Source organism: Vitreimonas sp. (genome assembly GCF_036392335.1).
Lineage (GTDB): Bacteria > Pseudomonadota > Alphaproteobacteria > Caulobacterales > Aquidulcibacteraceae > Vitreimonas.
On sequence record NZ_DASVYD010000021.1, the window covers coordinates 1 to 26,575 of the forward strand.

The 26,575-nt window shown below is 63.4% G+C and carries 26 protein-coding genes and 1 pseudogene; 16 read left to right on the top strand and 11 right to left on the bottom strand.

Features of this window, described 5'->3' with window-relative positions; translation table 11 throughout:
• From VF769_RS04345 to VF769_RS04355, 3 genes and pseudogenes are all read left to right on the top strand, one after another.
• A pseudogene (locus VF769_RS04345) lies at positions 1 to 132 on the top strand (IS30 family transposase); the annotation flags it as partial.
• 92 nt (positions 133 to 224) lie between these two features.
• Positions 225 to 689 carry a hypothetical protein gene (locus VF769_RS04350; RefSeq protein WP_331007144.1) on the top strand — a complete coding sequence of 155 codons (465 nt, stop codon included), beginning with the start codon at positions 225 to 227 and terminating at the stop codon, positions 687 to 689.
• Positions 690 to 774: 85 nt separating this feature from the next.
• On the top strand, positions 775 to 1,191 hold the full coding sequence (locus VF769_RS04355; protein WP_331007145.1) for a hypothetical protein: 417 nt from the start codon (positions 775 to 777) through the stop codon (positions 1,189 to 1,191).
• Between the two features lie 26 nt (positions 1,192 to 1,217).
• Here VF769_RS04355 and VF769_RS04360 read toward each other — a convergent pair whose 3' ends face one another.
• The 6 genes from VF769_RS04360 to VF769_RS04385 all read right to left on the bottom strand — a co-directional run bounded on the left by VF769_RS04360 (position 1,218) and on the right by VF769_RS04385 (position 6,575).
• Positions 1,218 to 1,643: a YciI family protein gene (locus VF769_RS04360; protein ID WP_331007146.1), complete on the bottom strand. Its 426-nt coding sequence runs from the start codon at positions 1,641 to 1,643 to the stop codon at positions 1,218 to 1,220.
• A 118-nt stretch (positions 1,644 to 1,761) separates the two neighbouring features.
• On the bottom strand, positions 1,762 to 2,799 hold the full coding sequence (locus tag VF769_RS04365; RefSeq protein WP_331007147.1) for an alcohol dehydrogenase family protein: 1,038 nt from the start codon (positions 2,797 to 2,799) through the stop codon (positions 1,762 to 1,764).
• A gap of 16 nt (positions 2,800 to 2,815) precedes the next feature.
• The gene (locus tag VF769_RS04370; protein WP_331007148.1) at positions 2,816 to 3,553 is read right to left on the bottom strand and encodes an SDR family oxidoreductase; all 738 of its coding nucleotides are present in this window, start codon (positions 3,551 to 3,553) and stop codon (positions 2,816 to 2,818) included.
• A 47-nt stretch (positions 3,554 to 3,600) separates the two neighbouring features.
• Positions 3,601 to 4,455 carry an enoyl-CoA hydratase-related protein gene (locus VF769_RS04375; protein ID WP_331007149.1) on the bottom strand — a complete coding sequence of 285 codons (855 nt, stop codon included), beginning with the start codon at positions 4,453 to 4,455 and terminating at the stop codon, positions 3,601 to 3,603.
• A gap of 3 nt (positions 4,456 to 4,458) precedes the next feature.
• Positions 4,459 to 5,436: a nitronate monooxygenase family protein gene (locus VF769_RS04380; RefSeq protein WP_331007150.1), complete on the bottom strand. Its 978-nt coding sequence runs from the start codon at positions 5,434 to 5,436 to the stop codon at positions 4,459 to 4,461.
• Between the two features lie 119 nt (positions 5,437 to 5,555).
• Entirely contained in the window at positions 5,556 to 6,575 is a 1,020-nt protein-coding gene (locus tag VF769_RS04385) for a LysR family transcriptional regulator (protein WP_331007151.1), read from the bottom strand.
• 90 nt (positions 6,576 to 6,665) lie between these two features.
• Here VF769_RS04385 and VF769_RS04390 point away from each other — a divergent pair, with 90 nt between their 5' ends.
• Genes VF769_RS04390 through VF769_RS04405 form a run of 4 tightly spaced genes read left to right on the top strand, consistent with a single transcriptional unit; the run spans position 6,666 to position 8,600 of the window.
• A complete protein-coding gene (locus VF769_RS04390; protein ID WP_331007152.1) occupies positions 6,666 to 7,289 on the top strand; it encodes a hypothetical protein in 624 nt (207 codons plus the stop codon).
• Positions 7,289 to 7,849, top strand: coding sequence for a GNAT family N-acetyltransferase (locus VF769_RS04395; RefSeq protein WP_331007153.1), 561 nt, complete (start codon positions 7,289 to 7,291; stop codon positions 7,847 to 7,849). Before VF769_RS04390 ends, VF769_RS04395 begins: the two co-directional genes overlap by 1 nt.
• Positions 7,846 to 8,382 (top strand): isochorismatase family protein, encoded by a 537-nt coding sequence (locus VF769_RS04400; RefSeq protein WP_331007154.1) that lies wholly within the window; start codon positions 7,846 to 7,848, stop codon positions 8,380 to 8,382. The genes VF769_RS04395 and VF769_RS04400 overlap by 4 nt, the downstream gene beginning before the upstream one ends.
• Entirely contained in the window at positions 8,358 to 8,600 is a 243-nt protein-coding gene (locus VF769_RS04405) for a hypothetical protein (RefSeq protein ID WP_331007155.1), read from the top strand. The genes VF769_RS04400 and VF769_RS04405 overlap by 25 nt, the downstream gene beginning before the upstream one ends.
• Here the strand turns inward: VF769_RS04405 and VF769_RS04410 are convergent.
• Positions 8,597 to 9,001, bottom strand: a complete 405-nt coding sequence (locus tag VF769_RS04410; protein ID WP_331007156.1) for a helix-turn-helix transcriptional regulator — start codon at positions 8,999 to 9,001, stop codon at positions 8,597 to 8,599. The genes VF769_RS04405 and VF769_RS04410 overlap by 4 nt on opposite strands.
• Positions 9,002 to 9,155: 154 nt before the next feature.
• Positions 9,156 to 9,704 carry a glutathione peroxidase gene (locus VF769_RS04415; RefSeq protein ID WP_331007157.1) on the bottom strand — a complete coding sequence of 183 codons (549 nt, stop codon included), beginning with the start codon at positions 9,702 to 9,704 and terminating at the stop codon, positions 9,156 to 9,158.
• A 45-nt stretch (positions 9,705 to 9,749) separates the two neighbouring features.
• Between VF769_RS04415 and map the strand changes: the two genes are divergently transcribed.
• Positions 9,750 to 10,496 (top strand): type I methionyl aminopeptidase, encoded by a 747-nt coding sequence (map, locus tag VF769_RS04420; protein WP_331007158.1) that lies wholly within the window; start codon positions 9,750 to 9,752, stop codon positions 10,494 to 10,496.
• Here the strand turns inward: map and VF769_RS04425 are convergent.
• Positions 10,493 to 11,392, bottom strand: coding sequence for a LysR family transcriptional regulator (locus VF769_RS04425; RefSeq protein ID WP_331007159.1), 900 nt, complete (start codon positions 11,390 to 11,392; stop codon positions 10,493 to 10,495). The genes map and VF769_RS04425 overlap by 4 nt on opposite strands.
• An 86-nt stretch (positions 11,393 to 11,478) precedes the next feature.
• Between VF769_RS04425 and VF769_RS04430 the strand changes: the two genes are divergently transcribed.
• The 7 genes from VF769_RS04430 (at position 11,479) to rpoC (ending at position 23,460) form a co-directional block, all read left to right on the top strand.
• Positions 11,479 to 12,477 (top strand): NAD(P)H-binding protein, encoded by a 999-nt coding sequence (locus tag VF769_RS04430; protein WP_331007160.1) that lies wholly within the window; start codon positions 11,479 to 11,481, stop codon positions 12,475 to 12,477.
• 59 nt (positions 12,478 to 12,536) lie between these two features.
• Entirely contained in the window at positions 12,537 to 13,163 is a 627-nt protein-coding gene (locus VF769_RS04435) for a hypothetical protein (protein ID WP_331007161.1), read from the top strand.
• 3 nt (positions 13,164 to 13,166) lie between these two features.
• Positions 13,167 to 13,469, top strand: coding sequence for a transcriptional regulator (locus VF769_RS04440; RefSeq protein WP_331007162.1), 303 nt, complete (start codon positions 13,167 to 13,169; stop codon positions 13,467 to 13,469).
• A gap of 429 nt (positions 13,470 to 13,898) precedes the next feature.
• A complete protein-coding gene (gene rplJ / locus VF769_RS04445) occupies positions 13,899 to 14,414 on the top strand; it encodes a 50S ribosomal protein L10 (protein WP_331007163.1) in 516 nt (171 codons plus the stop codon).
• Positions 14,415 to 14,468: 54 nt separating this feature from the next.
• On the top strand, positions 14,469 to 14,846 hold the full coding sequence (gene rplL / locus VF769_RS04450) for a 50S ribosomal protein L7/L12 (RefSeq protein ID WP_331007164.1): 378 nt from the start codon (positions 14,469 to 14,471) through the stop codon (positions 14,844 to 14,846).
• 232 nt (positions 14,847 to 15,078) lie between these two features.
• The gene (rpoB, locus tag VF769_RS04455) at positions 15,079 to 19,176 is read left to right on the top strand and encodes a DNA-directed RNA polymerase subunit beta (protein ID WP_331007165.1); all 4,098 of its coding nucleotides are present in this window, start codon (positions 15,079 to 15,081) and stop codon (positions 19,174 to 19,176) included.
• A gap of 105 nt (positions 19,177 to 19,281) precedes the next feature.
• Positions 19,282 to 23,460, top strand: coding sequence for a DNA-directed RNA polymerase subunit beta' (gene rpoC / locus VF769_RS04460; RefSeq protein ID WP_331007166.1), 4,179 nt, complete (start codon positions 19,282 to 19,284; stop codon positions 23,458 to 23,460).
• An 87-nt stretch (positions 23,461 to 23,547) separates the two neighbouring features.
• Here the strand turns inward: rpoC and VF769_RS04465 are convergent, their stop codons facing one another.
• Positions 23,548 to 23,928 carry a zf-TFIIB domain-containing protein gene (locus VF769_RS04465; protein ID WP_331007167.1) on the bottom strand — a complete coding sequence of 127 codons (381 nt, stop codon included), beginning with the start codon at positions 23,926 to 23,928 and terminating at the stop codon, positions 23,548 to 23,550.
• A 128-nt stretch (positions 23,929 to 24,056) separates the two neighbouring features.
• Between VF769_RS04465 and VF769_RS04470 the strand changes: the two genes are divergently transcribed.
• Positions 24,057 to 25,262, top strand: coding sequence for a pyridoxal phosphate-dependent aminotransferase (locus VF769_RS04470; protein WP_331007168.1), 1,206 nt, complete (start codon positions 24,057 to 24,059; stop codon positions 25,260 to 25,262).
• A gap of 37 nt (positions 25,263 to 25,299) precedes the next feature.
• On the opposite strand, the gene VF769_RS04475 is transcribed toward VF769_RS04470, so the two are convergent.
• Positions 25,300 to 26,517 carry a saccharopine dehydrogenase family protein gene (locus VF769_RS04475; protein ID WP_331007169.1) on the bottom strand — a complete coding sequence of 406 codons (1,218 nt, stop codon included), beginning with the start codon at positions 26,515 to 26,517 and terminating at the stop codon, positions 25,300 to 25,302.
• Positions 26,518 to 26,575 lie beyond the last annotated feature (58 nt).

Here is a 26,575-nt window from a genome sequence, read left to right on the forward strand (position 1 = left end):
ACTGATCTGGCGCCGCACTCCCAAGCCGAGCTGAACAGGATCGCGCGACGCCTGAACGAGCGGCCACGAAAAACGCTGGACTTCGCAACTCCAGCCGAGCGATTTAGCGAGTGTGTTGCATCGACCCGTTGAGACCGCCACCCGAAACGGACGTTCGCGTTGCACGCGTTGACGGCCTAATGTGAGCCTCCCTCCGGGAGCAGGTACTGAGCAGGAGGCTGACGATGAGCATGCGCAACTTCAACGCACTCTTTGACGCCGGAGTTGTCCTCGCCAATGTGCTGTTGGCGTCTCATTACATATTCAAGCCTCCGCATTCAAATTTCTATGCAATTCCTCCCGACCCCCTAGCCATCCCAAACCTTTGTGCCGGCTTGCTGTTCGCCGCTTTGGCCGGAATTCGTTTGCTGGTTCAAAGGGAAAAGAACCTCTTCGCGAGAAGGTGGGCTGCGATGGCGCTGAGCGCACTTATTCTTGAGATTATCTGCTTCTTCGTCATTGCTTATCCGGCACTTGACTCCCTTAGCGCACCGGGAGTCGACAGAACGCCTGAGTTTTCGTTTGACCATTCATATGCACTTCTCTCGAATTGGTACGTCGCCCAACTTTCGCTCGACCTATTGGCGGGCTTGTTTCTCCTTAGTTCGCACCGTGGACTCTCGCGGACCCCAGCGAATATCGGTGTCTGATCTCGGCGAGGTCGGCCTTCATGCTTACAACATTGCGAGTGTCTAGGATTGAGCACGTCCGCCACTCGTGGGTAGAATCTGCAAGATGGCGATATGGACCGAACCCCGACAATTGGTGATATTCGGCGAAGTGCTTGCGCGCGCGAGAGCGGATGGGACTTCGGTGTCGGATGAAGAGCTCATTACCCAGGCTCGCGCGGCCCACTGGGGAACGAATTGTTGGAGCTGGGTAGAGATGTCGTTCGCGATAATCTCGGCCACGTGCGCCCTGCGGCCTCATCTGGCGCTTGATCTGGTCGGCGATCCAATCGATGTGATGATTCAAGGGGGGCTTGAGCGCGAGGAAGACGTCATCGCGCAGGGCGTTGCCTTGGCGCGAAAGGACCGCCCCTACGTTCCTCTCACGGAGGAGGGACGAACTTGGCTGCTGGAGAGTTGGCCGCGGCTGGAAAAGGACGCGAGAGCGATCTTCAGACGCAAGTGGATCGAACTAACTGAATGACGCATTTCGGCGAATAGCTGACGCCCTCAAGCCACCCCAAGCTTCCCACGCTCCCCATCACGCGGCGCGGCCATGTCTTCTGGCGTGACGAAGCCTTCCAAATCCGCCGCTTCCATGAACGGACGGATCTCGATCTCACCGGCCATCGCGGTGGGGATGCGTTTGGCCCAGGCGAGCGCTTCGTCCATGTCCTTGACCTCCCAGATCGAGAAGCCAACGACGACTTCCTTGGTCTCGGTGAACGGTCCGTCGATGATCGCCGCGCCGCCGCGCCCGTCCAACATCACGCGCTTGGACTGCGCCGTCGGCTTCAACCCCGCCGCCGCGACGAACACGCCCGCCCTCGTCAACTCCTCAATGAACCCATCCATCGCCGCGAACGCTTCCACCATCTCCGGCGTCGGCGCCATGGGCTGCGCCTCGTTCGCCTTTGAAAACACCATCACGCGCATTGCTGATCTCCTGCTTGGGCTGAGCGCCTCACCGGGACGACGAACGCGTGCGCTGCACCTCTACAATCGCCCTGCGGATTTTTTTCGCCGCGCGGACTGGACGGCGAACCGGCGCGCGTCAGGGGGTCATCACCACTTTAAGGACGCCATCGGCGCGGCTGTCGAGCAGGCGGTACGCGTCAGCGCCTTCGGCCAGCGTGAGACGATGGCTGATAAAGCGCTCGGGGTGCAGCCGGCCCGTTTGCACAAGCGGGATCAGTTCCGGCCAGTACAGGGGCACCGAGCAGGTGGAGCTTCGAAAGGTGAGGCCGTAATTGAACGCGCGCGCCATCGGGAAGGGGAAGCGTCGCGTTTGGCTGACGCCCAGGCACGAAACGACGCCGCGCAACCCCGCGAGGCGGATCGCCAGCTCGATGCTTGCATCGGCGCCGACCGCCTCAACCACGGCGTTGCACATACGGCCATGGGTTTGCTCCCGGATTAGGTCCGTCGCGTCGGCGGCGTCGAGCGCGATAGCGCCGAGGGCTTCGGCCGTCTGCCGACGCGACGCCACCAAATCGATCGCGAACACTTTCGATGCGCCGAGCAGAAAAGCGCCTTCCACCGCCATCAGGCCGATGGGGCCCAGCCCCACCACGGCGACCACGGCGCCTGGGCGAATGTCGGCATTCTTCAGCGCCATCCAGGCCGTGGGCAGGCCGTCGGTGAGCAGCAGGCCTTGCTCCTCGCTCAAACCCTCCGGCAACAGGCGCGCATTGATGTCCGCCGCGGGCACCCGCACCGCTTGCGCCTGGCTGCCCTGCAGCTTGTGACTTAGGCCGTAACAAGAGCTGCTTTGCGTCGCGCACAACATCACGTCGCCCGCTAGGCATGACGGGCAGGCGCCGCAGCCCACCGCCGCGGAGATCATCACCCGATCGCCAGGCTTCAGGCCGCGCACGCCGCGGCCGGTCTCCATCACCTCGCCCACGGCTTCGTGGCCGACGCAGAAGCCGATGTCGTCGCTGAATCCGTGGCCGTGATAGATATGCAGATCGCTGCCGCAGATGGCGCAAAGACTGACTTTGACGATGGCGTCGCGCTCGTCGGCGATCGTGGGATCATCCATGCTTTCGCAGCGAATGTCGCCGGCGCCGAAATAGCGAAGGGCTTTCATGTTGGCCGCCTTTCGTTCAGAGCGACAAGCCGCCATCGACCACAAGCGTATGGCCGTTGACGTAAGCCGCGAGCGGGGATGCGAGGAAGATGGCTGCGCCGGCCATGTCCGCGGGCACACCCAATCGACCGGCGGGGATGCGCGCGATGGCGTCTTGGCGTCGTTGTGCGTTCTGCGTGGTGACCTTGGTGAGTTTGGTGTCGACCAAGCCCGGCGCGAGGCCGTTGACGCGAATGCCGTCTCCCGCCCAGGCTTGGCCCAGTGTCTTGGTCAAGCTGATGGCGCCGGCCTTTGAGGCGGCGTAGGCCGGGTTGCCGATATTGGCTTTGAGGCCAGAGATCGAACTGACGATGATCATCGCGCCGCGCGCCGCCGCTAGGTTCGACTTAAACTTACGCGCGCAATGCATGAGACTGTTGAGGTTTACCGCGACGACCTTCTCCCAGCCTTCGCGTTCGAATTCGCCGCGGCGATAGATCACCGTGCCTTGGCACTGCACGAGCACGTCCAGCGTCTCGAACGGATGCGGCGCCGCTTCGATCGCGTCCGGATCGCTGACGTCGACGCAGGAATAGCCGAGGCCTGCCAAGTCGGAGCCTTCATCGGCCTGATAATCGCTCGCCTGCGCACGCGTACCCCAGACGTGGACATTGGCGCCGCGGTCGCGAAAGCCGTGCGCGATTCCGTTGCCGATGCCGCTCGAACCGCCAACGATCAGGACATTCCGCCTCGTGAAATCGGTGTCGTTGTGCATGGGACCCTCCTTTGACGTGTGAGCCGGCCCAGTCCGACCGCGCGTGTTCAGGCGCCTTCGAATATGCGGGGCAATGAGGCGGGGAGGTCGTGGCTGACGCGGCCCGGGAAGCTGGGCGCGCGCTTCTCAAGGAAAGCGGCGACGCCTTCTTTGACGTCGTCGCCGGACCCGAGTTCCATGGCGAGGCGCCCGTCATGCTTCAGCAGCTCGAACGGATGCGCTTGGGGCGCGAACTGCCACATCAGCCGGCGTGCGACCGCGACGGAGACGGGCGCGGTATTGGCGGCGATTTCGTCCACCAGGGCGGTGGCGCGGGCCATCAAATCTTGCGGCGGCACAATGGCGTTCAAGAGGCCGCCCTCAAGCGCTTCGCGCGCGGGAAAGACGCGGCCTGTGAGACTCCAATCGAGCGCGCGCCGCAGGCCGACCAGTTGCGGCAAGAACCAAGCGCTGCCGGCTTCGGGCGGGAGTCCGCGACGCGTGAAGACGAAGCCGAACTTCGCGGTGTCCGCCGCGATCATGAAATCGCTTGGCAGCGTCATGGTGAGGCCGACGCCGACGGCGGCGCCGTTGAAGGCGGTGATGATCGGCTTGTTGGAATTGTAAAGAGCCCCGGTGAAGCCTGCGCCCGCGCCACGCCCGTCGCCGAAATTCTTGGCGCCCGCGCCGCCTTCGCTGGTGTCGAAACTGCGCGCGCCGGCGGAGAGATCGGCGCCGACGCAGAAATGGCGGCCCGCGCCAGTGAGAATGATGGCGCGCACCGCGTCGTCGGCATTGGCCTGTTCGACCGCGCGCGTGATCTCCGCACCCATCTGGGCCGTGTAGGCGTTATGCGCCTCGGGACGATGCAGCGAGACGATCGCGGCGGCGCCAGCCTGCTCGTAGCGGATTTGCTCGAACATGGCTCAACCCACCATGTTGGCGAGCCGCGTCTTTATGATCGATTCAGCGTCGGCGATGATGCGGTCGACCAGCTCCTGCACGGTGGGGATGTCGTCGATCAGGCCTTGCACTTGGCCGGCCGACCAGATGCCGCCATCGGGATCGCCCTCGGTCATGGCTTGGCGTCCGCGCACGCCCGCGACGAGGTGTTGGACATCCTCGAATTTCGCGCCGCCGCGCGCTTCGATCGCCGCAACTTCAGTGCTCACGGCGTTCTTCATCACGCGGGCGGTGTTGTGCAGCGTGCGGAAGATGAGTTGTGTTTGACGCTCGTCGTTCTCGACCATGCGGCGCTTGAACGCTTCATGGATCGGCGCCTCTTGTGTCACGCAAAAGCGGGTGCCCATGTTGACGCCGTCCGCGCCCAAGGCCAGCGCCGCGACGAGGCCGCGCCCATCGGCGAAGCCGCCGGACGCAAGCATCGGGATTTTCACTTTGTTGGCGGCGGCGGGAATGAGGATGAGGCCGGGGATGTCGTCCTCGCCGGGGTGGCCGGCGCATTCGAAGCCGTCGATCGAGATCGCGTCGACGCCCATGCGTTCAGCCGAGAGCGCGTGGCGCACGGCCGTGCACTTATGGATCACCTTGATGCCATGCTGCTTGAAATGATCGACGTGTTCTTGCGGCTTGTAGCCCGCGGTCTCGACGATCTTGACGCCGCCTTCGATGATGGCTTGCCGATATTCCGCGTAAGGGGGCGGCTTGATCGCCGGCAAGATGGTGAGGTTCACGCCGAAAGGCTTGTCGGTCATCTCTTTCGTGCGCGCGATTTCCTTGGCCAGTAATTCTGGCGTGGGCTGGGTCAGCGCCGTGAGGAAACCCAAGGCGCCGGCATTGGCGACGGGCGCCACCATCTCGGCATAACCGACCCATTGCATGCCGCCCTGGACGATCGGGTGCTTCACACCGAAGGCCTTGGTAAAGCGCGTCTCAATCGCCATCGGCGTTTCCTCCCGTTTGCTTGCCGAGAGTGTGGCCGGGGTCCGGCGCGCTCGCAACTGCGACCAGCGATAGGCCGTGTGACGGCGGACTTACGTAGCGAGAGCCGCGCGCCGTGCGATCAGCGCCGCGAGCGCCTTGCGCGGATGGCTTTCTCTGGCTTTTCCAGCGCTGCGGCGAATTCCTCGGGGGCGACGAACTCGTCGCGGAACCACGGATTTTGCCGCGGATCGAACATCGCCTTCAGCCATTCCGCCACGCGCGCGACGCGCGCCGCTTGGCGCGACTCGCGATGGATGACGAGCCAGAGTTTGATCGGCACGGCGGGTTCGGCGCCGACGACCACCAGTTCGGGCGCGATGGTCTTCAAATACGTGGGCGCAACGGCGATGCCGGCGCCGGCTTGTAGACTCGCCACCAGCGCCTGGCTGGAATTGGTTTCGAAGGCGAAGGAGGCGAGCGCTTCGACCGCGTTGGCGCGCGCGCCCCAGGTCTCGCGCTGCGATACTTGGCCCGTTTGCCGGAGTGCGCGGTGATCGCCGGCGGCGGCGGCGATCGATTTCGGGGTGCCGTAAGTCTCCAGATAACGCGGCGAGGCCATGAACACGTAATGCATAGTCGCGAGCGCGCTGGCGTCGTCGCCGATCTCTGCGTGGGTCTTGTCGAGAACGATCGACACGTCCGGGCGACGATCGGCGTCGGGCGGCGTCGGGCCGATGCGGCAATCGAGCGATAATTGTATGCGTGGGTTGCGCGCGACGAATTCGCCGACACGGGGGGCGATCCAGAGCGAGCCGATGCCGTCGGGCGCGGCGATCGTGACCAGGCCTTCCTCACGGCGGTCGCGCGCACGCACCGAGCGCTCGATGTCGTCGGCGTGGCGCTGCATCGATTGGGCGTGATCGTACAGGTCCGCGCCGGCGTCGGTGAGGATCATGCCTGTACGCCGGCGGTCGAACAGCTTCGCCTCGAGCCGGTGCTCAAGCTCGTCGATGCGACGGCTCACGCTCGACGGCTGCAGCTTCAGCTCAGCGGCCGCCTTGTTGACGCTGCCGGTGAGCGCGACGGCGAGAAACACGCGGATGGCGTCCCAATCCAATCGCGCGCTTGGCCGCTCGTCTCGGTACTTCGATTTACGCAACGCCCCGTTCCAATCTTCGCCGCATCGAAACCCATCAGACCCGGGCAAAGCTTAGCCTGTGGAAAACCGGAGATGAAGGGGGCTCGCGCAATGATCGATATGGCCGTCTTGTCAAAATTCGTCGACCCCACCGGCCAATGCGCGAACCCGCGCATGATCAATGCGGTGGCGGCGCTCTGCGGCGTCACTCTCGCCAGCGATTCCGAGATCGAAGAGGGGCAGCGTCTCGCCGCGGAGCGGATCGCTGGCCCCATTGTCTCGGCGGCGATGCTGCAGGCGGTGCAGCACATTACCGGCTGCAGCGTGCACATTGTCCGCGAAGCTGGAAAGGTCACCGGACTGACGGCGTTTTTCCTGCTGAGGCCGGATGGCATGCAGGCCTTCGCCGCGGGCCGGTTCGACACGGTGAACGTTGATCTCGATTACGTCTGGCGCCCACGCGAAATTCCGGCGGGCGGTTATGCGTGGGGCTTTGTGGCGAGCAACGACCGCGCAGCGGGTCGCGTTGTGAAAGCGTCTCTGATGGTTCGTGAGACCTTGTTGTGGGGGCTTTCGGGCTATACGCGCGCAGCCACCGACGACGGTGCGCGCTTGATCTTCGGCAGCCTCGGGTTTGCGTCCGTGCCGAACGATCCGACGCTTGCGTACTACGCTGCGCGCGGCGCGCCGTTCGAAGGCGTGATCTTGCCTGGCTTGTCGCAGGCGGCCGCGTGATGGCGCAGAATGATCGGCTCTCCGTCGAGATCGTGCGCGCGCTCGATCAATGGCTCGAAGCGTTCGCCGTGCGCGCGATGATCTATGTCGGCGAGCAAGACTGGCCCTTCGCCGACGAATTCGACGGCGGCGATCTGAGCGGTGCGACGCATTTGGTGGCGCGAATGGGACGCGAGCCTGTGGGCGCCTGCCGCGTGCGCTGGTACGCGGATTTCGCAAAGCTTGAACGCGTCGCGGTGAAGCCGGCGCACAGATCTGGCCGCGTGCCGCGTGCGCTCTGGCGGGCGGTCGCCGAGCTCGCCGGACGCAAAGGATATCGCCGCGTGCTGGGGCACATCGAAGGCTCGCTTTTGCCGTTCTGGTCGCGCGCCGCCGGTTTTGCGCCGCGCGTGGGGCGCCCGACCTACGTGCTTGGCGGACGCGAGTTCGTCGAGGCGGTGGCTGAGCTCCCCGAGCATCCGATGGCGATCTCGATCGACGCGCCGCCGCAGTTGGTGTTGGCCTGCGATGCGGAGCTTGGCGGCGCGCATTTCATGCCATTGTTGGCTGAGGCGTCATGAGCGCGATGTTTGATGACGCGCGCCCGATGCTGCTGTGCCTGAACCTCCGCCGCGATCATATCAGTGCGGGGACGCAGGAAAACGTGGCCGCGCTTGCGCGCGCCGCCGCGCTGCTGCGCCGCGCGCGACAAGAGGGGTGGCGCGTTCTGCATGTCTACACGCGAGGCGACGCCGCATCTGGGGCGCGCGCTTTCGGCGGTGTCGAGCCCTTGGTGCATGAACCAGTGTTCGATATCGACACGGTCTCGGCCTTCGATGAGCCGCAAATCTTGGAGGCGGCGCGCCTGAATGGACGACGGCCGATCGTGCTCGCCGGCGGGCTGTTCTCTCGTGCGGGGCTGGCGCTTGCGCTCGCGGCGCAAAATCTCGGACTGCATGTCCAACTCGCCGATGCGGCGTGCGTTGAGACCCATTTTGAGCCTGTGGAGCCCGATCGCGTACGCGCGCTCGCACGGCCTTACGGCGAAGCGGCCGACGAGAAGTTCGGCGTTGGCAAGGGGGAAGTCATATGTCTGAACGTGTGGCGCAAATGAGCGGTAAGAAAAACAAGGGTGCGTTGGCGCGGGCGCAGGCGGCGAATGTGCACGCCCTAGAGACGCTGCTGTGCTTGCTGCGGGTGTGTCAGAATGCGACCAGTTTTCTGGACGCCGTGGATGAGCAGACGCGCGCCGATATGGTGACCCACCTCAATTTGGTCGAATTGGATGCACTGCGCTTGCTGGCGGACGAAAGCGACGGTCGTCTCGTTTAGCGTTTGCGCGCGCTAGTCTGGTGGTGCACCAGCGTTCGGGCGAGATCGACAAGGAGCTTGCGCCCATCGGCGTCAAGTTCGGCCATGAGCGGTGCGAGCTTCAGCAGCGAAGGGTCGTCGAGCACATTGGGAGATGTGTTGGTGCCGTCGACCTTGGGCAGGAAGCTGGCCACGTCGGAATCGAGCACCTTGCAGATGGCGAAGAGAGTCGAGGCGGCGACGCGATTGACGCCTTTCTCGTATTTCTGGATCTGCTGGAAGGTGACGCCGATGGCCTCGGCCAAGTCCTCCTGACTGAGGCCGCGCTCCAAGCGCAAGGTGCGAACGCGCAGACCGACGTGGCGGTCGATTTCTCCTGCGGTACGCGGTGATATCTTGGATGAGCGAGTCTTGGCGGCCAAATTCGTATTCCTTGCATAAGCGTACCATCTGAGCGGGTACATTCCAATGCATGCGGCGAATAAGTTGCAGACGGCCGGCCGCGACGGGGGAACTTTTCGCCCGCGTCGCCAAGGCGCGCGGCCGCGCGCGCCCCGGTTCCGCGCGGCCGCAAGCTCAAGCGCTCTTCGCCAATTCCGCGTCGATTACGCTTACGAGGCGCGGATCGTCGGCGGTCACGTCTGGCGCGAAGCGGGCGACGACGGCGCCGTTGCGGCCGATCACGAATTTCTCGAAATTCCAGAGCACGTCAGGCGCTGGATTGGTGGCGATCTTGAAACCTTCCAAGCGTGCACGATGTGGACCTTCGCCGATCGCCGTCGGCTGCGCCTTGATGAGCGCGGCGTAGAGGGGGTGCTGGTCGGCGCCGACGACGGAGATTTTCGAATAGATCGGGAATTGCACATTGTAGGTCGTTGAGCAGAAATCGGCGATCTCGGAATCGGTGCCTGGCTCTTGCCCGAGGAAATTGTTGGCTGGGAAGCCCAAAACTTCGAGACCTTGGGCGCGCTTGGCTTCGAACAGCTTTTCGAGGCCCTCATATTGCGGCGTGAGCCCGCACTTGGAGGCGACATTCACCACAAGCAGCACTTTGCCCTTGTGGGCGGCGAGCGTGTCGGCGCTGCCGTCGATGCGCTTCAGTGGAATCTCTTGGATATTGCTCATGGGGGCTCCTCGAATTGCTGGATGCGATGCGCTATCTAGCTAGCCATGACGATCGATAACGACAACGACCTTGAAGCGCTGAAAAAGATCGGCGGCATCGTCGCGCGGACCCTGCAGAGCATGGGCAAGGCGCTCGAGCCCGGCATGACCACGCGTGAACTGGACGACATTGGCCGCAAGCTGCTGGAAGCAGAGGGCGCGCAGCCTGCGCCGGCGCTGACCTACAATTTTCCGGGCGCGACCTGCATCTCCGTGTTCCCGGACATCGCGCATGGTATTCCGGGCGAGCGCGTGTTGAAGGCGGGCGATCTGGTCAACATCGATGTGTCCGCCGAACTCGGGGGCTATTTCGCCGATACGGGCTCAAGCTTCATCATGCCGCCAGGGACGCCGCGCATCGAGCGGCTGGCGCGCGACGGCAAGCGGGCGATGTGGGCGGGTGTCAACAGCGTGCGCGCCGGCGCCAAGCTCGGCGACATCGGCCGCGCTGTGCAGCATTTCGCCGACAAGAACGGCTACACGTTGATCCGCAATCTCGCCAGCCACGGCGTCGGCCGCGGCCTGCACGAAGAGCCGACCTCGATCGCGACCTGGGATGATCCGAGCGAGCGCCGCCGTATCCACGAAGGCATGGTGTTCACGATCGAGCCGTTTTTGTCACTGGGCTCGGAATGGGCTGTCGATGGCGACGACGACTGGACGCTGCGTGCCGACACCGGTCGCCCGACGGTGCAATTCGAGCATACTCTGGTGGCGACCAAGCGTGGCGCGGTGGTGCTGACAGCGGCTTAAGTCTCGCGCGCGTAGGCGCTCATGGCTTCAACCAGATGATCGAACACGGCGCGCATGCGTGCGCTGCCGCGCAGGTCTTCGTGCATGGTGATCCATGCGCCAAGCGGAAAGCTGAAATCGTCCGGCAGGATGCGCACCAGGTTTTTGTCGCGTCTCGCGAGACCGATTTGGCAGATGCCGATGCCGGCGCCGCTACGAATGAGGTTCAGCTGGGCGAGATCGTTGTCGGTGCGAAAAGCGAATTGCTCACGCGTGAGTTTGAGGCCGAACTTGCGTAGCGCTTGCACGGCGATGGTTTCGCGGTCGTAGCCAATCAGTGCGTGGCCTTCGACGTCGTCCAGACTCTTCGGCGCGCCGTGGCGTTTGATGTAGTCGCGATGCGCGTGCATGCCGAGCATCACATCGCCGACGCGCTTGGCGACGAGCGCGCTTTGCGTTGGCTGCACCATACGAATGGCAATATCGGCTTCACGACGAAGCAGATCGGCGGGCTGGTTCGACGTAAGAATTTCAAGCGAGAGCTTGGGATGCTTGGCGCGCAGATCGCGCAGTATTGCCGGCAGCACTTCAACCCCGACCACATCGCTCGCCGTGAGGCGCACGGCGCCCTCGATCGCATCGCCGGCGCCCGAGGCGGTGCGGATGAGGGCCGCGGCTGCGGAGGCCATCGTGCGCGCGTGCGGCGCCAGCGCGTGAGCGGCCTCTGTCGGCAAGAGCCCGCGCGGCGATCGGGTAAAGAGCGGGCCGCCGCCGAGCGAGGCTTCGAGCTCTTCGATGTGGCGCGCGAGCGTGGGCTGGGTCAGCGCCAGGGTGCGCGCGGCGCTCGAAAGGCTGCCTTCGTCGAGGACGGCGAGGAAGGAGCGGTAGAGGTCCCAGGACGGCTCAACGGAGTTCATGCATTTACGTATATCAAAGGCAGAGTTTATCGCAATTTTGTTTAAGCCGCTGATGCGCCAGTTTCGTCTCAGCAAAGGAGACGAATATGAGCGACGGAAAACTGGCCTTGGTGATTGGCGCAGCGGGCGGTGTTGGCTTTGAGACCGCGCGGGCGTTGTTGCGGCACGGTTGGCGGGTGCGGGCGATGGTGCGGGATGTCGCGCGGGCGCCGCGACTGGACGGCGCCGTCTGGGTGCAGGGCGATGCGATGTGCGCCGAGGACGTGATGACGGCGGCGCGGGGCGCCGCCGTGATCGTCCACGCCGTCAATCCGCCGGGCTACAAGAATTGGCCAAAGCTCGTACCGGCGATGCTGGCGAATACGATCGCGGCGGCGGAGGCGCACCATGCGCGCATCGTGTTGCCAGGGACGGTCTATAATTATGGGCCGGATGTGATGCCGGTGGTGCGCGAGGGCGATGCGCAGAACCCGCGCACGAAGAAGGGCAAAATCCGTGTCGCCATGGAGCGCGCGCTGGAGCACAGCAAGGCGCGCGTGCTGATCGTGCGTGCCGGTGATTTCTTTGGGCCGCATGCGGGCAATTCGTGGTTCGCGCAGGGCGTCGTGAAGCCAGGCGCGCCGCTGAAGAGCGTGGTCTATCCAGGCAAGCGCGATGTTGGACATGCGTGGGCGTATCTGCCGGACTTCGCCGAGACGATCGCGCGCGTCTTGGATCGCGAGTCCGACTTGGCGCGCTTTGAACGCTTCCACTTTGGCGGCCATTATTTCGAGCGCGGCGTAGATATGGCCGAGTGCGTCCGCGAGGCGGTTGGCGCTCCACGCTTGCCGATCCGGGGTTTTCCCTGGCTCGCGGTGCTCGCGCTCGCGCCGGTCGTGCCGCTGTTCCGCGAAATGGCGGAGATGCGCTACCTGTGGCGGCGCGATCTCAAGCTCGACAATTTCAAACTGGTCCGTTTTCTCGGGGCCGAGCCGCACACGCCCATCATCACGGCGCTGCGCGAGACCTTGATCGCGCTCCAATGCTTGCCTGGCGCGCAGAGGTCAGAGTTGGGCGCAGAAAAGGAACTAGCATTGATTGTATAAACGAGTTTACAAAACAAACTAGATAGGCTAGTCATAGCGCCGTCGCTTTGGAGGGAATGATGACGGCGTCTGAGGAGTTTCAAAGCGCGCGCGACGATCTCGCGTACATGCGTGGTCTCGTCAGTGGCGCGGGACCGATGCAGGCAACGATCGGCGAGGCGTTCTTTTGGGCGGGCCTGCTCTATGGTGGACAGTGCTTCGTGCACTGGCTGCAGGTGCAGGGACTGGCACCATCGGGCGGCGTCCCGGCGCTGGCCATCGTGTGGGCGCCCACGGTGTTGTTTTGCGGCGTGTTGGCGCTGATCATCTGGAAGGATCGCAAGACGAAGGTCACGGGCGCCGCGGCGCGCGCGTTGGCCGCGGTGTTTCAGGGCGCTGGTCTGGCGAACCTGGTGATGGCGTTTGTGTTCGGCTATGGCGCGCAGCGCGCCGAGGATTTTGAACTCTGGCTCTATCATCCCATCGTGGTGTGCATGTTTCAGGGGGTGGCGTGGTTCGTCGCCTGGTCGATCCTGCGCCGGCCTTGGCTGGCCATTGTCGCGGCGGGCTGGTTTGTGGCGACGGTCGGGCTTGGCGTCGTGTTTGGCGACATCGGCGCTTACCTGCTGATCCTCAGCGCCACGCTCATCCTGCTAATGGCTGTGCCTGGATGGGTGATCTGGCGCGGCGCGAAGACGGCGGCCTGAAGCATGGCCCCCTTCGATATCGGCAAATTGGACGACGTGATCCACGGGCGCTTGCGCCTGGGGATCATGGCGTACCTCGCCGATGCGGAAGCCGCGGACTTCACCGAGTTGAAGGATGTGCTCGAGGCCACACAGGGCAATCTCTCGATCCATCTGCGTAAGCTGGAGGAGGCGGGCTATGTCTCGATCGACAAGAGCTTCGTGAACCGAAAGCCGCTGACGCGGGTGCGGATGACGGCCAAGGGCCGCAAAGCGTTCGCCATCTATCTGGAGGCGATCGCCAAGCTGGTGGGGGACGGGAGGTAGCGGGCTCAGTTCCCCGATGGCGTGTCTTTCAAGTCGCCTTCTGAGCGAGCGGCTTGCCAAGCGCAGAAAACTGTGCCTGCGCCCTTGATGCGTCGCAATAAACCGTGCATATGCCCCGATCCGGCGGGAATTAACTCGCCGGTACCTGTCCGAGACTGCAGGCGCCACGACCATGGCACGCCCAATAGGGCGCTATGTGCGTGGCTTAAATCGTTGAAAGCTTTGGATTTAGTCCGACGCTTTCGGGGCCCGCAATAGACAGAGCTGACGTTTTTCGGGGCGGACTGTCAAGTTCGCTCTGTAGGCCCGGCCTCTGGGACAGGCTGCGCGTGGACCGCGCGCCGCTCGGGGGTATTCCGCCGGCCGGCTCGGTCCGTGTGCGCTCGAAGGGGCGCCGGATTGGCCGGCGGCCCAACTGAGGAGACCGCAATGGATCGTGCTCAGAAGGCCGAAACGGTGGAATCGCTGAAAGGCGTATTCGCCGGGGCCGGTGTGGTGGTCGTAGGCCACTATTCCGGTCTGACTGTTGCGGATTTGACGGTGCTGCGTAATCGCCTTCGCACCGAAGGCGGCGCGCTCAAAGTGGTGAAGAATCGCCTGGTGAAACTTGCCATCGCCGACACGCCCAAGGCGTCGGCGTCGGACCTGTTCACCGGCCCCACGGCCATCGCTTACTCCGCTGACCCGATCACCGCCGCCAAGGTGGCCGTCGCGTACGCGAAGGAAAAAGAGAAGTTCGCCATCCTCGGCGGCCTTTTCGGCGATCAATTGCTCGACACGCAAGGCATCCAGGCGCTCGCCACGATGCCGTCGCTGGACGAGTTGCGTGGGAAGATCATTGGCCTCGTACAGGCGCCTGCGACCAAGATCGCCGGCGTGCTCGCAGCGCCCGGCGGCCAGCTGGCGCGCGTGCTCAACGCGTACGCGACCAAGGACGCCGCATAACCGTCATTCCGCATATCGTATTGAAATCAGACAGAAAACGTCAGGAACCAAATCATGGCAGACCTCAACAAAATCGTCGAAGATCTCTCGGCGCTCACCGTTCTCGAAGCCGCTGAACTCTCGAAGCTGCTCGAAGAGAAGTGGGGCGTTTCGGCCGCCGCGCCGGTCGCCGTCGCCGCCGTCGGCGGTGGCGCTGCTCCGGCCGCCGCTGCCGAAGAGAAGACCGAGTTCACCGTTCAGCTGACCTCGGCTGGCGACAAGAAGATCGAAGTCATCAAGGAAGTGCGCGCGATCACGGGTCTCGGCCTGAAGGAAGCCAAGGACCTGGTCGAAGGCGCACCGAAGGCCGTCAAGGAAGGCGTGAACAAGGCGGATGCCGAAAAGTTCAAGGCCCAGCTTGAAAAGGCCGGCGCGAAGGTCGATCTGAAGTAACTCGCAAACATCAAGCGGAAGCAGGAGCCGTCCTAAGCGGCTCCGGCTTCCGCCTTTGCGTGTCTCGGCAACGGGATGCGCCGGACGAACCGCCCGCCCGCGGTTCTCCGAAAACGGGTCGGGCTCTTGGGATTTTCCCTTGGGACCAGGGCGGAAGGCGGCTCATGCGCCGCGCTTGGCGGGCCTATTGGCCGGGGTCCGCTTCCGAGCGCGGGGCACATGGGGAGAGCAGATGGCTCTGTCGTACACCGGTAAGAAAAAAATTCGCAAGTCGTTCGGCAAGATCCCCGAAGCGGGCAAGATGCCGAACCTGATCGAGGTGCAAAAGAGCTCCTACGATCAATTCCTGCAGAAGGACGAACGTCCTTACGAGCGTATCGATGAAGGCCTGCAGGCTGTCTTTAAATCGGTGTTCCCGATCCGCGATTTCTCGGACCGGGCCGTGCTCGAATACGTCTCGTACGAGTTCGAAGAGCCGAAATTCGACGTCGAGGAATGCCAGCAGCGCGACATGACCTATGCCGCGCCGCTGAAGGTCAAGTTGCGCCTCATCGTTTTTGAAACGGACGAAGAGACCGGCGCGAAGTCCGTGAAGGACATCAAGGAACAGGACGTCTATCTGGGCGACATCCCGCTCATGACGGACAAGGGCACGTTCGTCGTGAACGGCACCGAGCGCGTGATCGTGTCTCAGATGCACCGTTCGCCGGGCGTGTTCTTCGATCACGACAAGGGCAAGACGCACGCCTCGGGCAAGTTGCTGTTTGCCGCCCGCGTGATCCCATATCGCGGCTCATGGCTCGATTTCGAGTTCGACGCGAAGGACATCATGTACGTGCGTATCGACCGGAAGCGTAAGCTGCCGGCGACGACGCTGCTCTATGCGCTCGGCATGTCGAGCGAGCAGATCCTCAGCACGTTCTACCAATCCTCGATCTACAAGCGCACGCGCGCGGGCTGGACGACGAAGTATCGCGCCGAGCGTTGGCGCGGTGTGAAGCCGACCTATGATCTGGTCGACGCGAAGACCGGTAAGGTCGTCGCCGAAGCCGGCAAGAAGATTTCGGCGCGCATCGCCAACAAGCTGGTCGAAGACGGCGTCGTGGACATCCAAGTCCCGTCGGAAGACCTGTTCGACCGCTACATCGCCGAAGACATCGTCAATCCGGAAACGGGTGAAATCTACGTCGAAGCCGGCGACGCGCTCAGCGAAACCGTGCTGGCGACGCTGATCGAAGCTGGCATCGACGAGCTGCCGATCCTGGACATCGATCCGGCGACCGTTGGCCCTTACATCCGCAACACGCTGAAGCTCGATAAGAACGAGAACCGCGAACAAGCGCTGTTCGACATCTATCGCGTCATGCGTCCGGGCGAGCCGCCGACGATCGACACCGCTGAAGTGCTCTTCAACGGCCTGTTCTCGGATCAAGAGCGCTACGACCTCTCGGCCGTGGGCCGCGTGAAGATGAACATGCGTCTGGGCTTGGACACGGATGACTCGATCCGCATTCTGCGCCTGGAAGACATCCTCGAAGTGTTGAAGACGCTGACCGACCTGCGTGATGGCCGCGGCGAAGTCGACGACATCGACAACCTCGGCAACCGCCGTGTGCGTTCGGTCGGCGAACTGATGGAAAATCAGTATCGCATCGGCCTCTTGCGCATGGAGCGCGCGATCAAGGAACGGATGTCGTCCGTCGACATCGAAACCGTGATGCCGCACGACCTGATCAACGCGAAGCCTGCGGCCGCCGCCGTGCGCGAGTTCTTCGGTTCGTCGCAGCTTTCGCAGTTCATGGACCAAACCAACCCGCTCTCCGAGATCACGCACAAGCGTCGTCTCTCGGCGTTGGGCCCGGGTGGTCTGACGCGCGAGCGCGCGGGCTTCGAAGTCCGCGACGTGCACTTGACGCACTATGGCCGCATCTGCCCGATCGAAACGCCGGAAGGCCCGAACATCGGTCTGATCAACTCGCTGGCCACGCACGCCCGCGTGAACAAGTACGGCTTCATCGAGAGCCCGTACCGCAAGGTCGTGAGCGGCAAGCCGACCAACGAAATCGTGTATTTGTCGGCGATGGAAGAGGCCAAGCACAAGATCGCGCAGGCCAATTCCGAGCTCGATGCGAAGGGCAATCTCGCCGAAGACCTCGTGCAGGCGCGCGAGAACGGCGAAGCGCAACAGATCGTGCGCGACGAAATCGACCTCATGGACGTGTCGCCGAAGCAGGTTGTTTCGGTCGCCGCGGCGCTGATCCCGTTCCTCGAGAACGACGACGCCAACCGCGCGCTCATGGGCTCGAACATGCAACGCCAAGCGGTGCCGCTGCTCCGCGCCGACGCCCCGATCGTGGGCACCGGCATGGAAGGCACCGTGGCGCGTGACTCGGGCGCGGCCATTACCGCGCGCCGCACGGGCATTGTCGAGCAAGTCGATTCACAGCGTATCGTCGTGCGCGCGACGGAAGAGAAGGACCCGGCCAAGCCGGGTGTCGACATCTATCGTCTGCTCAAGTTCCAACGCTCGAACCAGAACACCTGCATCACGCAGCGCCCGATCGTGAAGGTCGGCGACCTGGTCCACGCCGACGACATCATCGCCGATGGTCCGTCGACCGAGCTGGGCGAACTCGCGCTCGGCCGCAACGTGCTGGTCGCGTTCATGCCGTGGAATGGCTACAACTTCGAAGACTCGATCCTGATCAGCGAACGCATCGTCAAGGACGACGTGTTCACCTCGATCCACATCGAAGAATTCGAAGTCGCGGCCCGCGACACGAAGCTCGGTCCGGAAGAAATCACCCGCGACATCCCGAACGTTGGCGAGGAAGCGCTGCGCAACCTCGACGAAGCCGGCATTGTGGCGATCGGCGCCGAATTGGAGCCGGGCGACATTCTCGTCGGTAAGGTGACGCCGAAGGGCGAAATCCCGATGACGCCGGAAGAGAAGCTGTTGCGGGCCATCTTCGGCGAAAAGGCTTCGGACGTGCGCGACACGTCCTTGCGTTTGCCGCCGGGCGTCAACGGCACGGTCGTTGAAGTCCGCGTGTTCAACCGTCACGGCGTCGATAAGGATCAGCGCGCGCTGCAAATCGAACGCGAAGAGATTGAGCGTTTGGCGAAGGACCGCGACGACGAGCTCGCGATCCTGGAGCGCAACATCTTTGGCCGTCTGCGCGAAATCCTGATTGGCAAGTCGGCGACGACGGGGCCGAAGGGCTTCAAGAAGGGCGAAGTGATCAGCGAAGACTCGCTGGAGCCGTTCAGCAAGGGCCAGTGGTGGCAGTTCGGCATCGACGACGAAAACGCGATGACTGAAATCGAAGCGCTGAAGAAGCAGTACGACGACGCCAAGAAGCGCCTCGAAGCGCGCTTCCATGACAAGGTCGACAAGCTGCAGCGCGGCGACGAACTGCCCCCGGGCGTGATGAAGGTCGTCAAGGTGTTCGTCGCGGTGAAGCGCAAGCTGCAGCCGGGCGACAAGATGGCCGGCCGTCACGGTAACAAGGGCGTCATCTCCAAGATCACCCCGATCGAAGACATGCCGTTCCTTGAGGACGGCACGCATGTCGACATCGTGCTGAACCCGCTGGGCGTGCCGTCGCGCATGAACGTCGGTCAGATTCTGGAAACCCACTTGGGTTGGGCGTGCGCGGGCCTCGGCAAGCAGGTTCGTGAAGCACTGGAGCTCTATGAGCGCGACGGCGATCGCAAACCGCTCGAGAAGAAGCTGAAGGACGTTTACGGCGACGGCGTCGAGCTGCCGAAGGAAACGAGCGACATCACTGAACTCGCGCGTAACATTTCCAAGGGCGTGCCGATCGCAACGCCAGTGTTCGACGGCGCCAAGGATAGCGATATCCGCGAGCATCTGCGCATGGCCGGCTATGCCGAGACGGGGCAGGTTCAGTTGTACGACGGCCTGACCGGCGAGCCTTTCAAGCGGCAAGTCACGGTCGGCTACATCTACATGCTGAAGCTGCACCACCTCGTGGATGACAAAATCCACGCGCGCTCCATCGGCCCGTACTCGCTGGTCACGCAGCAACCGCTGGGCGGCAAGGCGCAATTCGGCGGCCAGCGCTTCGGCGAAATGGAAGTGTGGGCGCTTGAAGCCTATGGCGCGGCGTACACGCTGCAGGAAATGCTGACGGTGAAGTCGGACGACGTCGCCGGCCGTACGAAGGTCTACGAGGCCATCACGCGCGGTCACGACACGTTCGATGCGGGCATCCCCGAGTCGTTCAACGTGCTCGTGAAGGAAATGCGCTCGCTCGGCCTCAACGTCGAACTGGTCGACGGCGCCCGCGTGAAGGCGGCCGAATAGGAATGGCCGGCGCGTCTCGGGTGAGGCGCGCCGGATAATTCGAGAATGAACCCACGGGGCGCCGGCCGCACACCGGCGCGACGGAAGGTCAAAACGATGAATGCAATGAACCAAGACCTGATCAACAACACCTTCGGCAACCAGCCGCCGGCGCCTGTGTTCGATCAGATCAAAATCTCGATCGCGAGCCCCGAGCAGATCAAGTCGTGGAGCTTCGGCGAGATCAAGAAGCCGGAAACGATCAATTATCGTACGTTCAAGCCGGAACGCGACGGTCTGTTCTGCGCGCGTATCTTTGGCCCGATCAAGGATTACGAGTGCTTGTGCGGCAAGTACAAGCGCATGAAGTACAAGGACATCATCTGCGAAAAGTGCGGTGTCCAAGTCACGCTGCAGCGCGTGCGCCGTGAGCGCATGGGCCATATCGAACTGGCCGCACCCGTCGCGCACATCTGGTTCCTGAAGAGCTTGCCGTCCCGCATCGCGCTGATGCTCGACATGGCGCTGAAGGACATCGAGAAGGTGCTGTACTTTGAACAGTACATCGTGCTCGAGCCGGGTCTCACGTCGCTCGAAGCCAAGCAGCTGTTGACGGAAGAAGAATATCTCCGCGCACAGGACGAGTTCGGCGAAGACAGCTTCACCGCCTCGATCGGGGCCGAGGCGATCCGCGAATTGCTGATCCAGCTCAACCTCGAAAAGGAAGCGGAACAGCTGCGCAAGGAGATCGCGGAATCGACCTCCGAGCTGAAGCCGAAGAAGTTGGCCAAGCGTCTGAAGCTGGTCGAGGCCTTCATCCGCTCGGGCAACAAGCCGGAATGGATGATCTTGACGATCGTGCCGGTGATCCCGCCGGAACTGCGTCCGCTCGTTCCGCTCGATGGCGGCCGTTTCGCGACGTCGGATTTGAACGACCTCTATCGCCGCGTCATCAACCGCAACAACCGCTTGAAGCGTCTGATGGAGCTCCGCGCGCCGGACATCATCATCCGCAACGAAAAGCGCATGCTGCAGGAAGCCGTCGACGCGCTGTTCGACAACGGCCGTCGCGGCCGCGTCATCACCGGCGCCAACAAGCGTCCGCTGAAGTCGCTCGCCGACATGCTGAAGGGTAAGCAAGGCCGCTTCCGTCAGAACCTGCTCGGCAAGCGCGTCGACTATTCGGGCCGTTCGGTCATCGTCGTCGGTCCCGACCTGAAGCTGCACCAGTGCGGCTTGCCGAAGAAGATGGCGCTCGAGCTGTTCAAGCCGTTCATCTACGCGCGCCTGGACGTGAAGGGCCTCTCCGGCACCGTGAAGCAATCGCGCCGCATGGTGGAAAAGGAGCGCCCGGAAGTCTGGGACGTGCTCGAAGAAGTCATTCGCGAGCACCCGATTCTGTTGAACCGCGCGCCGACCCTGCACCGTTTGGGCATTCAGGCGTTCGAGCCGAAGCTCATCGAAGGCAAGGCGATCCAGCTGCATCCGCTGGTCTGCGCCGCGTTCAACGCCGACTTCGACGGCGACCAAATGGCCGTGCACGTTCCGCTGTCGCTCGAAGCGCAGCTGGAAGCGCGCGTGCTGATGATGTCGACCAACAACATCCTCTCGCCGGCGAACGGCAAGGCGATCATCGTGCCGTCGCAGGATATCGTGCTTGGCCTCTACTATCTCTCGCTGATGAAGGAAGGTGAGCCGGGCGAAGGCAAGCTGTTCGCGAACATCGCGGAAATCGAGGCCGCGCTGGAAGCGGGCGTCGTCACGCTGCACACCAAGATCAAAGCCCGCTTTGAGACGGTGGACGCCGACAACAAGCCGGTGCGGATGACGATCGACACCACGCCGGGCCGGATGAAGCTGGCCGAGCTGCTGCCGCGCCACCCGAAGATCAGCTACAAGCTGCTCGACCAGACGCTGACCAAGAAGGAAGTCGGCAACCTGATCGACAACGTCTATCGGTTCTGCGGCCAGAAGGCGACGGTGATCTTTGCCGATCGCATCATGCAACTCGGCTTCAAGGAAGCGGCCAAGGCCGGCATCTCGTTCGGCATGGCCGACATGGTCGTCCCGAAGGCGAAGGAAGCCCTCGTCGAAGATACGCGCAAGCGCGTCTCGGAATACGAGAAGCAATACGCCGACGGCCTCATCACCAAGGGCGAAAAGTACAACAAGGTTGTCGACGCTTGGTCGAAGTGCACCGACAAAGTCGCTGACGCGATGATGGAAGAGGCCTCCAAGCCGGCTCGTCTGAAGGACGGTCGCCTGGGCGAACTCAATTCTGTCTTCATGATGGCGCACTCCGGTGCGCGTGGTTCGAAGAACCAGATGAAGCAGCTCGCCGGCATGCGCGGCCTGATGGCCAAGCCGTCGGGCGAAATCATCGAGACGCCGATCATCTCGAACTTCAAGGAAGGCCTTTCGGTTCTCGAATACTTCAACTCGACCCACGGCGCCCGTAAGGGCCTCGCGGACACCGCGCTGAAGACCGCGAACTCCGGCTATCTGACGCGTCGTCTCGTCGACGTGGCGCAGGATTGCATCATCACCGAGGAGGATTGCGGCACTCAGGATGGCATCGCCATGACGGCGGTGATCGACGGCGCCGACATCGTCGTCTCGTTGGGCACGCGCATCCTCGGCCGTACGGCCGCGATCGACGTAGTCGAGCCGGGCACCGGTAAGGTGATCGCGCCGGCCGGCGCCTTCCTCGACGAAGACCTCGTGGTCGTGATCGAGAAGGCGGGCGTTCAGAGCGTGAAGGTGCGTTCGGTGCTCACCTGCGAAACCCGCACCGGCGTTTGCGGCGCCTGCTATGGCCGCGACCTCGCGCGCGGCACGCCGGTGAACATCGGCGAAGCCGTGGGCGTCATCGCGGCGCAATCGATTGGCGAACCGGGCACGCAGCTCACCATGCGCACGTTCCACATCGGCGGCGCGGCCCAGGTGGCCGAGCAATCGGTGATGGAATCGGCGCACGACGGCTCGATCCGCTTCGTGAACCGCAACACGGTGAAGAACGCCCAGGGCGAACTGATCGTCATGAGCCGCAACATGCAGGCCATCGTCGTCGATCAGGAAGGCAAGGAGCGTCAGAGCTTCAAGCTCTCGTTCGGCGCGCGCCTGCGTGTTGACGAGAACTCGAAGATCAAGCGCGGCGACCGCATCTCGGAATGGGATCCCTACGCCACGCCGATCCTCACGGAAGTCGCCGGCAAGGCGAAGTTCGAGGACATCGTTGAAGGCGTTTCGGTGCGTGAAGAATTCGACGAAGCCACCGGCATCTCGTCGAAAGTCATCATCGATTGGCGCGCGACGTCCAAGGGCTCCGATCTGCGTCCCAGCATCGTCATCCTCGACGGTAAGGGCAAGCCGGCGAAGCTCTCGAACGGCTCGGACGCGCGTTACACGCTGCCGGTCGGCGCGATCCTTTCGATCGCCGACGGCGACGACGTCACGCCTGGCCAAGACCTCGCGCGTATGCCGACGGGCGGCGCCAAGACCCGCGACATCACTGGTGGTCTGCCGCGCGTCGCGGAATTGTTCGAAGCCCGCCGTCCGAAGGATCACGCGATCATTGCCGAAGGCGATGGCCGCGTGGAATTCGGCAAGGACTACAAAAACAAGCGCCGCCTGCGCGTCGTGCCGGAAGACGAGAGCCTCGAGCCGATCGAGTACATGATCCCGAAGGGCAAGCACATTCCGGTGCAAGAAGGCGACTTCGTGAAGAAGGGCGATTACCTGTTGGACGGCAACCCCGCGCCGCAGGACATCCTCTCGATCCTGGGCGTCGAAGCGCTGGCGAATTACCTCGTTGAGGAAATTCAGAAGGTGTACCGCCTGCAAGGCGTGCCGATTAACGACAAGCACATCGAGGTGATCGTTCGCCAGATGCTGCAGAAGGTCGAAATCATGGACGCCGGCGACACCGAGTTCCTCAAAGGGGAAGCGGTGGAAGCGCTCGATCTCGAGGACGAGAACAAGCGTGTTGTCGAGTTGGGTCTGAAGCCGGCGACGGCCCAGCCCATGCTGCTCGGCATCACCAAGGCCTCGCTGCAAACGCGTTCGTTCATCTCGGCGGCGTCGTTCCAGGAAACCACGCGCGTGCTCACCGAGGCGGCCTCTTACGGCAAGTCGGACACGCTCGAGGGCTTGAAGGAAAACGTCATCGTCGGCCGTCTGATCCCGGCTGGTACGGGCGGTCAGCTGCGCCGCTATCAGAAGCTCGCAGCCGAACGCGATGCGCAATTGGCGCTCGAAGCGGCGGAAGATGCGCGCTTGGCCCGTCGTACTGAAGCGGCTGAATAAGCCGCCTCAGGTCGAGGGAACGCCAACGACAAAAAGAACGGCCCCGGATTGCTCCGGGCCGTTTTGTTTGGCGGTCAAATTGAACGATCAGTCGAAGATGTCGAACAGGTCGAAGCCGCGGCGCTTGCGGCGGCCATGGCCGTACTCGCCGCGCTCGCCATATTCACCGCGCTCACCGTACTCACCGCGTTCGCCGTAGCCATAGCCCTGAGGCTGGCGCGGGGCCTGTTGTTGGGCTTGCGGCGGAGGCTGAGGATGCGAACGGCGGTAGGCGTCCGGGTCCTGGTAGAATTCACGACGGTCCTGGTCGAACGCGGTGCGCTCTTCGCGAGCGCCGGCGATGATCTTCTCAAGTTCGCCCCGGTCGAGCCATACGCCCCGGCAGGTCGGGCACATGTCGAACGCCACGTCGTCGCGCTTCACCTCGGTCATGGAGGCATTGCAGTTCGGGCACATCAACAGCGGCATTCTTTTCTCCCTTTCACCTGAAACGCGATATAGGAGCGGCGATCCGGCGCGGCCAGGGATAGACCAGGGGCGCTGCGCCGCAGGGGCGTTTGCATTAGGGTGCGACGCCGAATCCAACGGGCAGGGTGATGACCAATTCAGTTTCCGATGCGCTGAAGCGCGTAAAGCCGTCCGCCACCATCGGCATGAGCGCCAAGGCGCGGGCGCTGAAGGCGACCGGGCGCGACGTGATCGCCCTTTCGGCGGGCGAGCCCGATTTCGACACCCCGGAAAACATCAAGGAAGCGGCGATCCGCGCCATTCGCGAGGGCAAGACCAAATACACCGACGTCGACGGCATTCCTGAGCTGAAGGATGCGATCTGCGCCAAGTTCAAGCGCGAGAACGGCCTGGACTACAAGCGCAGCCAAGTGAACGTCTCGCCGGGCGGCAAGCCGGTTATTTTCAACGCCTTCCTGGCCACACTTAACCCTGGCGACGAGGTGGTGATCCCGGCCCCCTATTGGGTGAGCTATCCGGACATGGCGCTGATGTGCGGCGGCACGCCGGTGTTCGTCGAAACCCGCATGGAGAACGGCTTCAAGCTCGATCCGAAGGATTTGGCGAAGGCGCTGACGCCGCACACGAAATGGGTGTTGCTCAATTCGCCGTCGAATCCCTCGGGCGCGGCTTACACGCGCGCCGAGCTGGCGGCCATCGCAGCCGTCCTGATCGATTTCCCGAACGTGCTCATCCTCACGGACGACATGTACGAGCACCTCGTCTATGGCGATTTCGAATTCACCACGATCGCGCAAGTCGAGCCGCGTCTCTACGACCGCACGCTGACGATGAACGGCGTCTCGAAGGCGTACGCGATGACGGGCTGGCGCATCGGGTACGCCGCCGGTCCCGAATGGCTGATCAAGGGTATGGCGTCGGTGATGACCCAAACGACGTCAAACCCGTCTTCGGTTTCGCAATGGGCGGCGGTCGAGGCCCTGAACGGCACGCAGGATTTCATTCCAAAGAACAAGCTCATCTTCCAGGAGCGGCGTGATATTGTCGTCTCGATGCTGAACCAGGCGCAGGGTTTGAAATGCCCGACGCCGGAAGGCGCATTCTACGTCTATCCATCGTGCGCCGGCTTGATCGGTAAGAAGACGCCAACCGGCAAAGTGATTGATACCGACGAGACGTTCGCGCTCGAATTGCTCGAAGCGGAAGGTGTCGCTGTCGTGCATGGCAGCGCCTTTGGCCTCGCGCCGAACTTCCGCATCTCCTACGCGACGTCGAACGCCGAGCTGGAAGAATCGTGCGCGCGCATTCAGCGCTTCTGCGCAAGCCTGAGTTAAGCGCTATCCTCCCCGCGTGCGGGGAGGAGGGGCGCTCTTAGTTCTCCAGCTTGAATTTCAATCCGGCGCGCTGCTCCAGCCGCGCGATCAGCGCATCGCCCATGGCGGCGGCGGGCGTCCAGATGCCGCCGGGCGTGGTTTCGCGCGGCGTGTCGTTCAGGCAGAGCGCGGCTTCGGCGATCATCTTTGAGGTGGAGCCGTAGCCCGGATCCTTGTCGCCGCTGACGCCGACGCGCAGCGCGCGGCCGTCGGCGAGATTGCCGACATAGAGCACGTCGAACATGCCGGTTTCGCGTTGCTCTTTGTTCGGGCCCTGGCCGGGCTTCGGCAGCGCGAATTGGCGCAACAGCGCGCGCGTGGGCGCGAAATTCAGCAGCGCGTTTTGCGTGCGCGATTGGCTGAGCATGCCGCGTGCGCGCTTTTCGCCAGCGGCGCCGCCGCCCGTCATCATCATTTCGTCGTAGGTGAACTCGCGGCCGTACGGATAACCGGCGAGCGCGTTGGTGCGGTGCACGTTCTTGGTGTTGATCGCCGCCATCACGAAGGGCGCGGCCCAAGAGCCGATGTCGGCGTCCTCGATCACGGAATCGCCCTTCGGCTGATCGGCGCCGCGCGCCGGCGAAAGCGCGAAGGGATCGAGCATGGCCGCGCCAATGCTCGGATCACGCTTGGCGGCGTCGAGCGTGGCCAGCATCGAGGCCATCGTGCCGCCGGAGAAGGTGCCCTTCATCTTGCGCACGCGACCGCGCACGCGCTGCGCTGGCGCGCCGAAACGCTGGCGCGCTTGTTGTTGCAAGAACCAGACGCCGCAATCGAACGGGATCGAGTCGAAGCCGCAGGAGAACACGATGCGCGCGCCGCTTTGCTTGGCGGCTGCGTCGTATTTGGCGATCATCGCCTGCATCCAATTCGGCTCGCCGCAGAGATCGACATAATCCGTGCCGACCTTGGCGCAGGCGGCGAGCAGCGGCTCGCCGTAAAGCTGATAGGGGCCGACCGTGGTGATGATGGTGCGGGCGCGCTTGGCCAGCGCTTCGAGCGACGCGGAATCGCGCGCATTGGCTTCGATCAGCGGCACGCTGGCCGGCGCGCCGATCTCGGCGGCGACGGCGCGGAGCTTCGCTAGATCGCGCCCGGCCATAGCCCAGCGCACTTGGCCTTCCGCACCGTAAGTCTTCAACAGATGCTCGGCGACCAAGCGGCCGGTGAAGCCTGTCGCGCCATAAACGACGACGTCGAATTCCTGTGCGCTCATTGCACGCCCTCCCTTTTGCGCATGACTAGCATGCGGCAAACGTCCGTGCACGACCCCG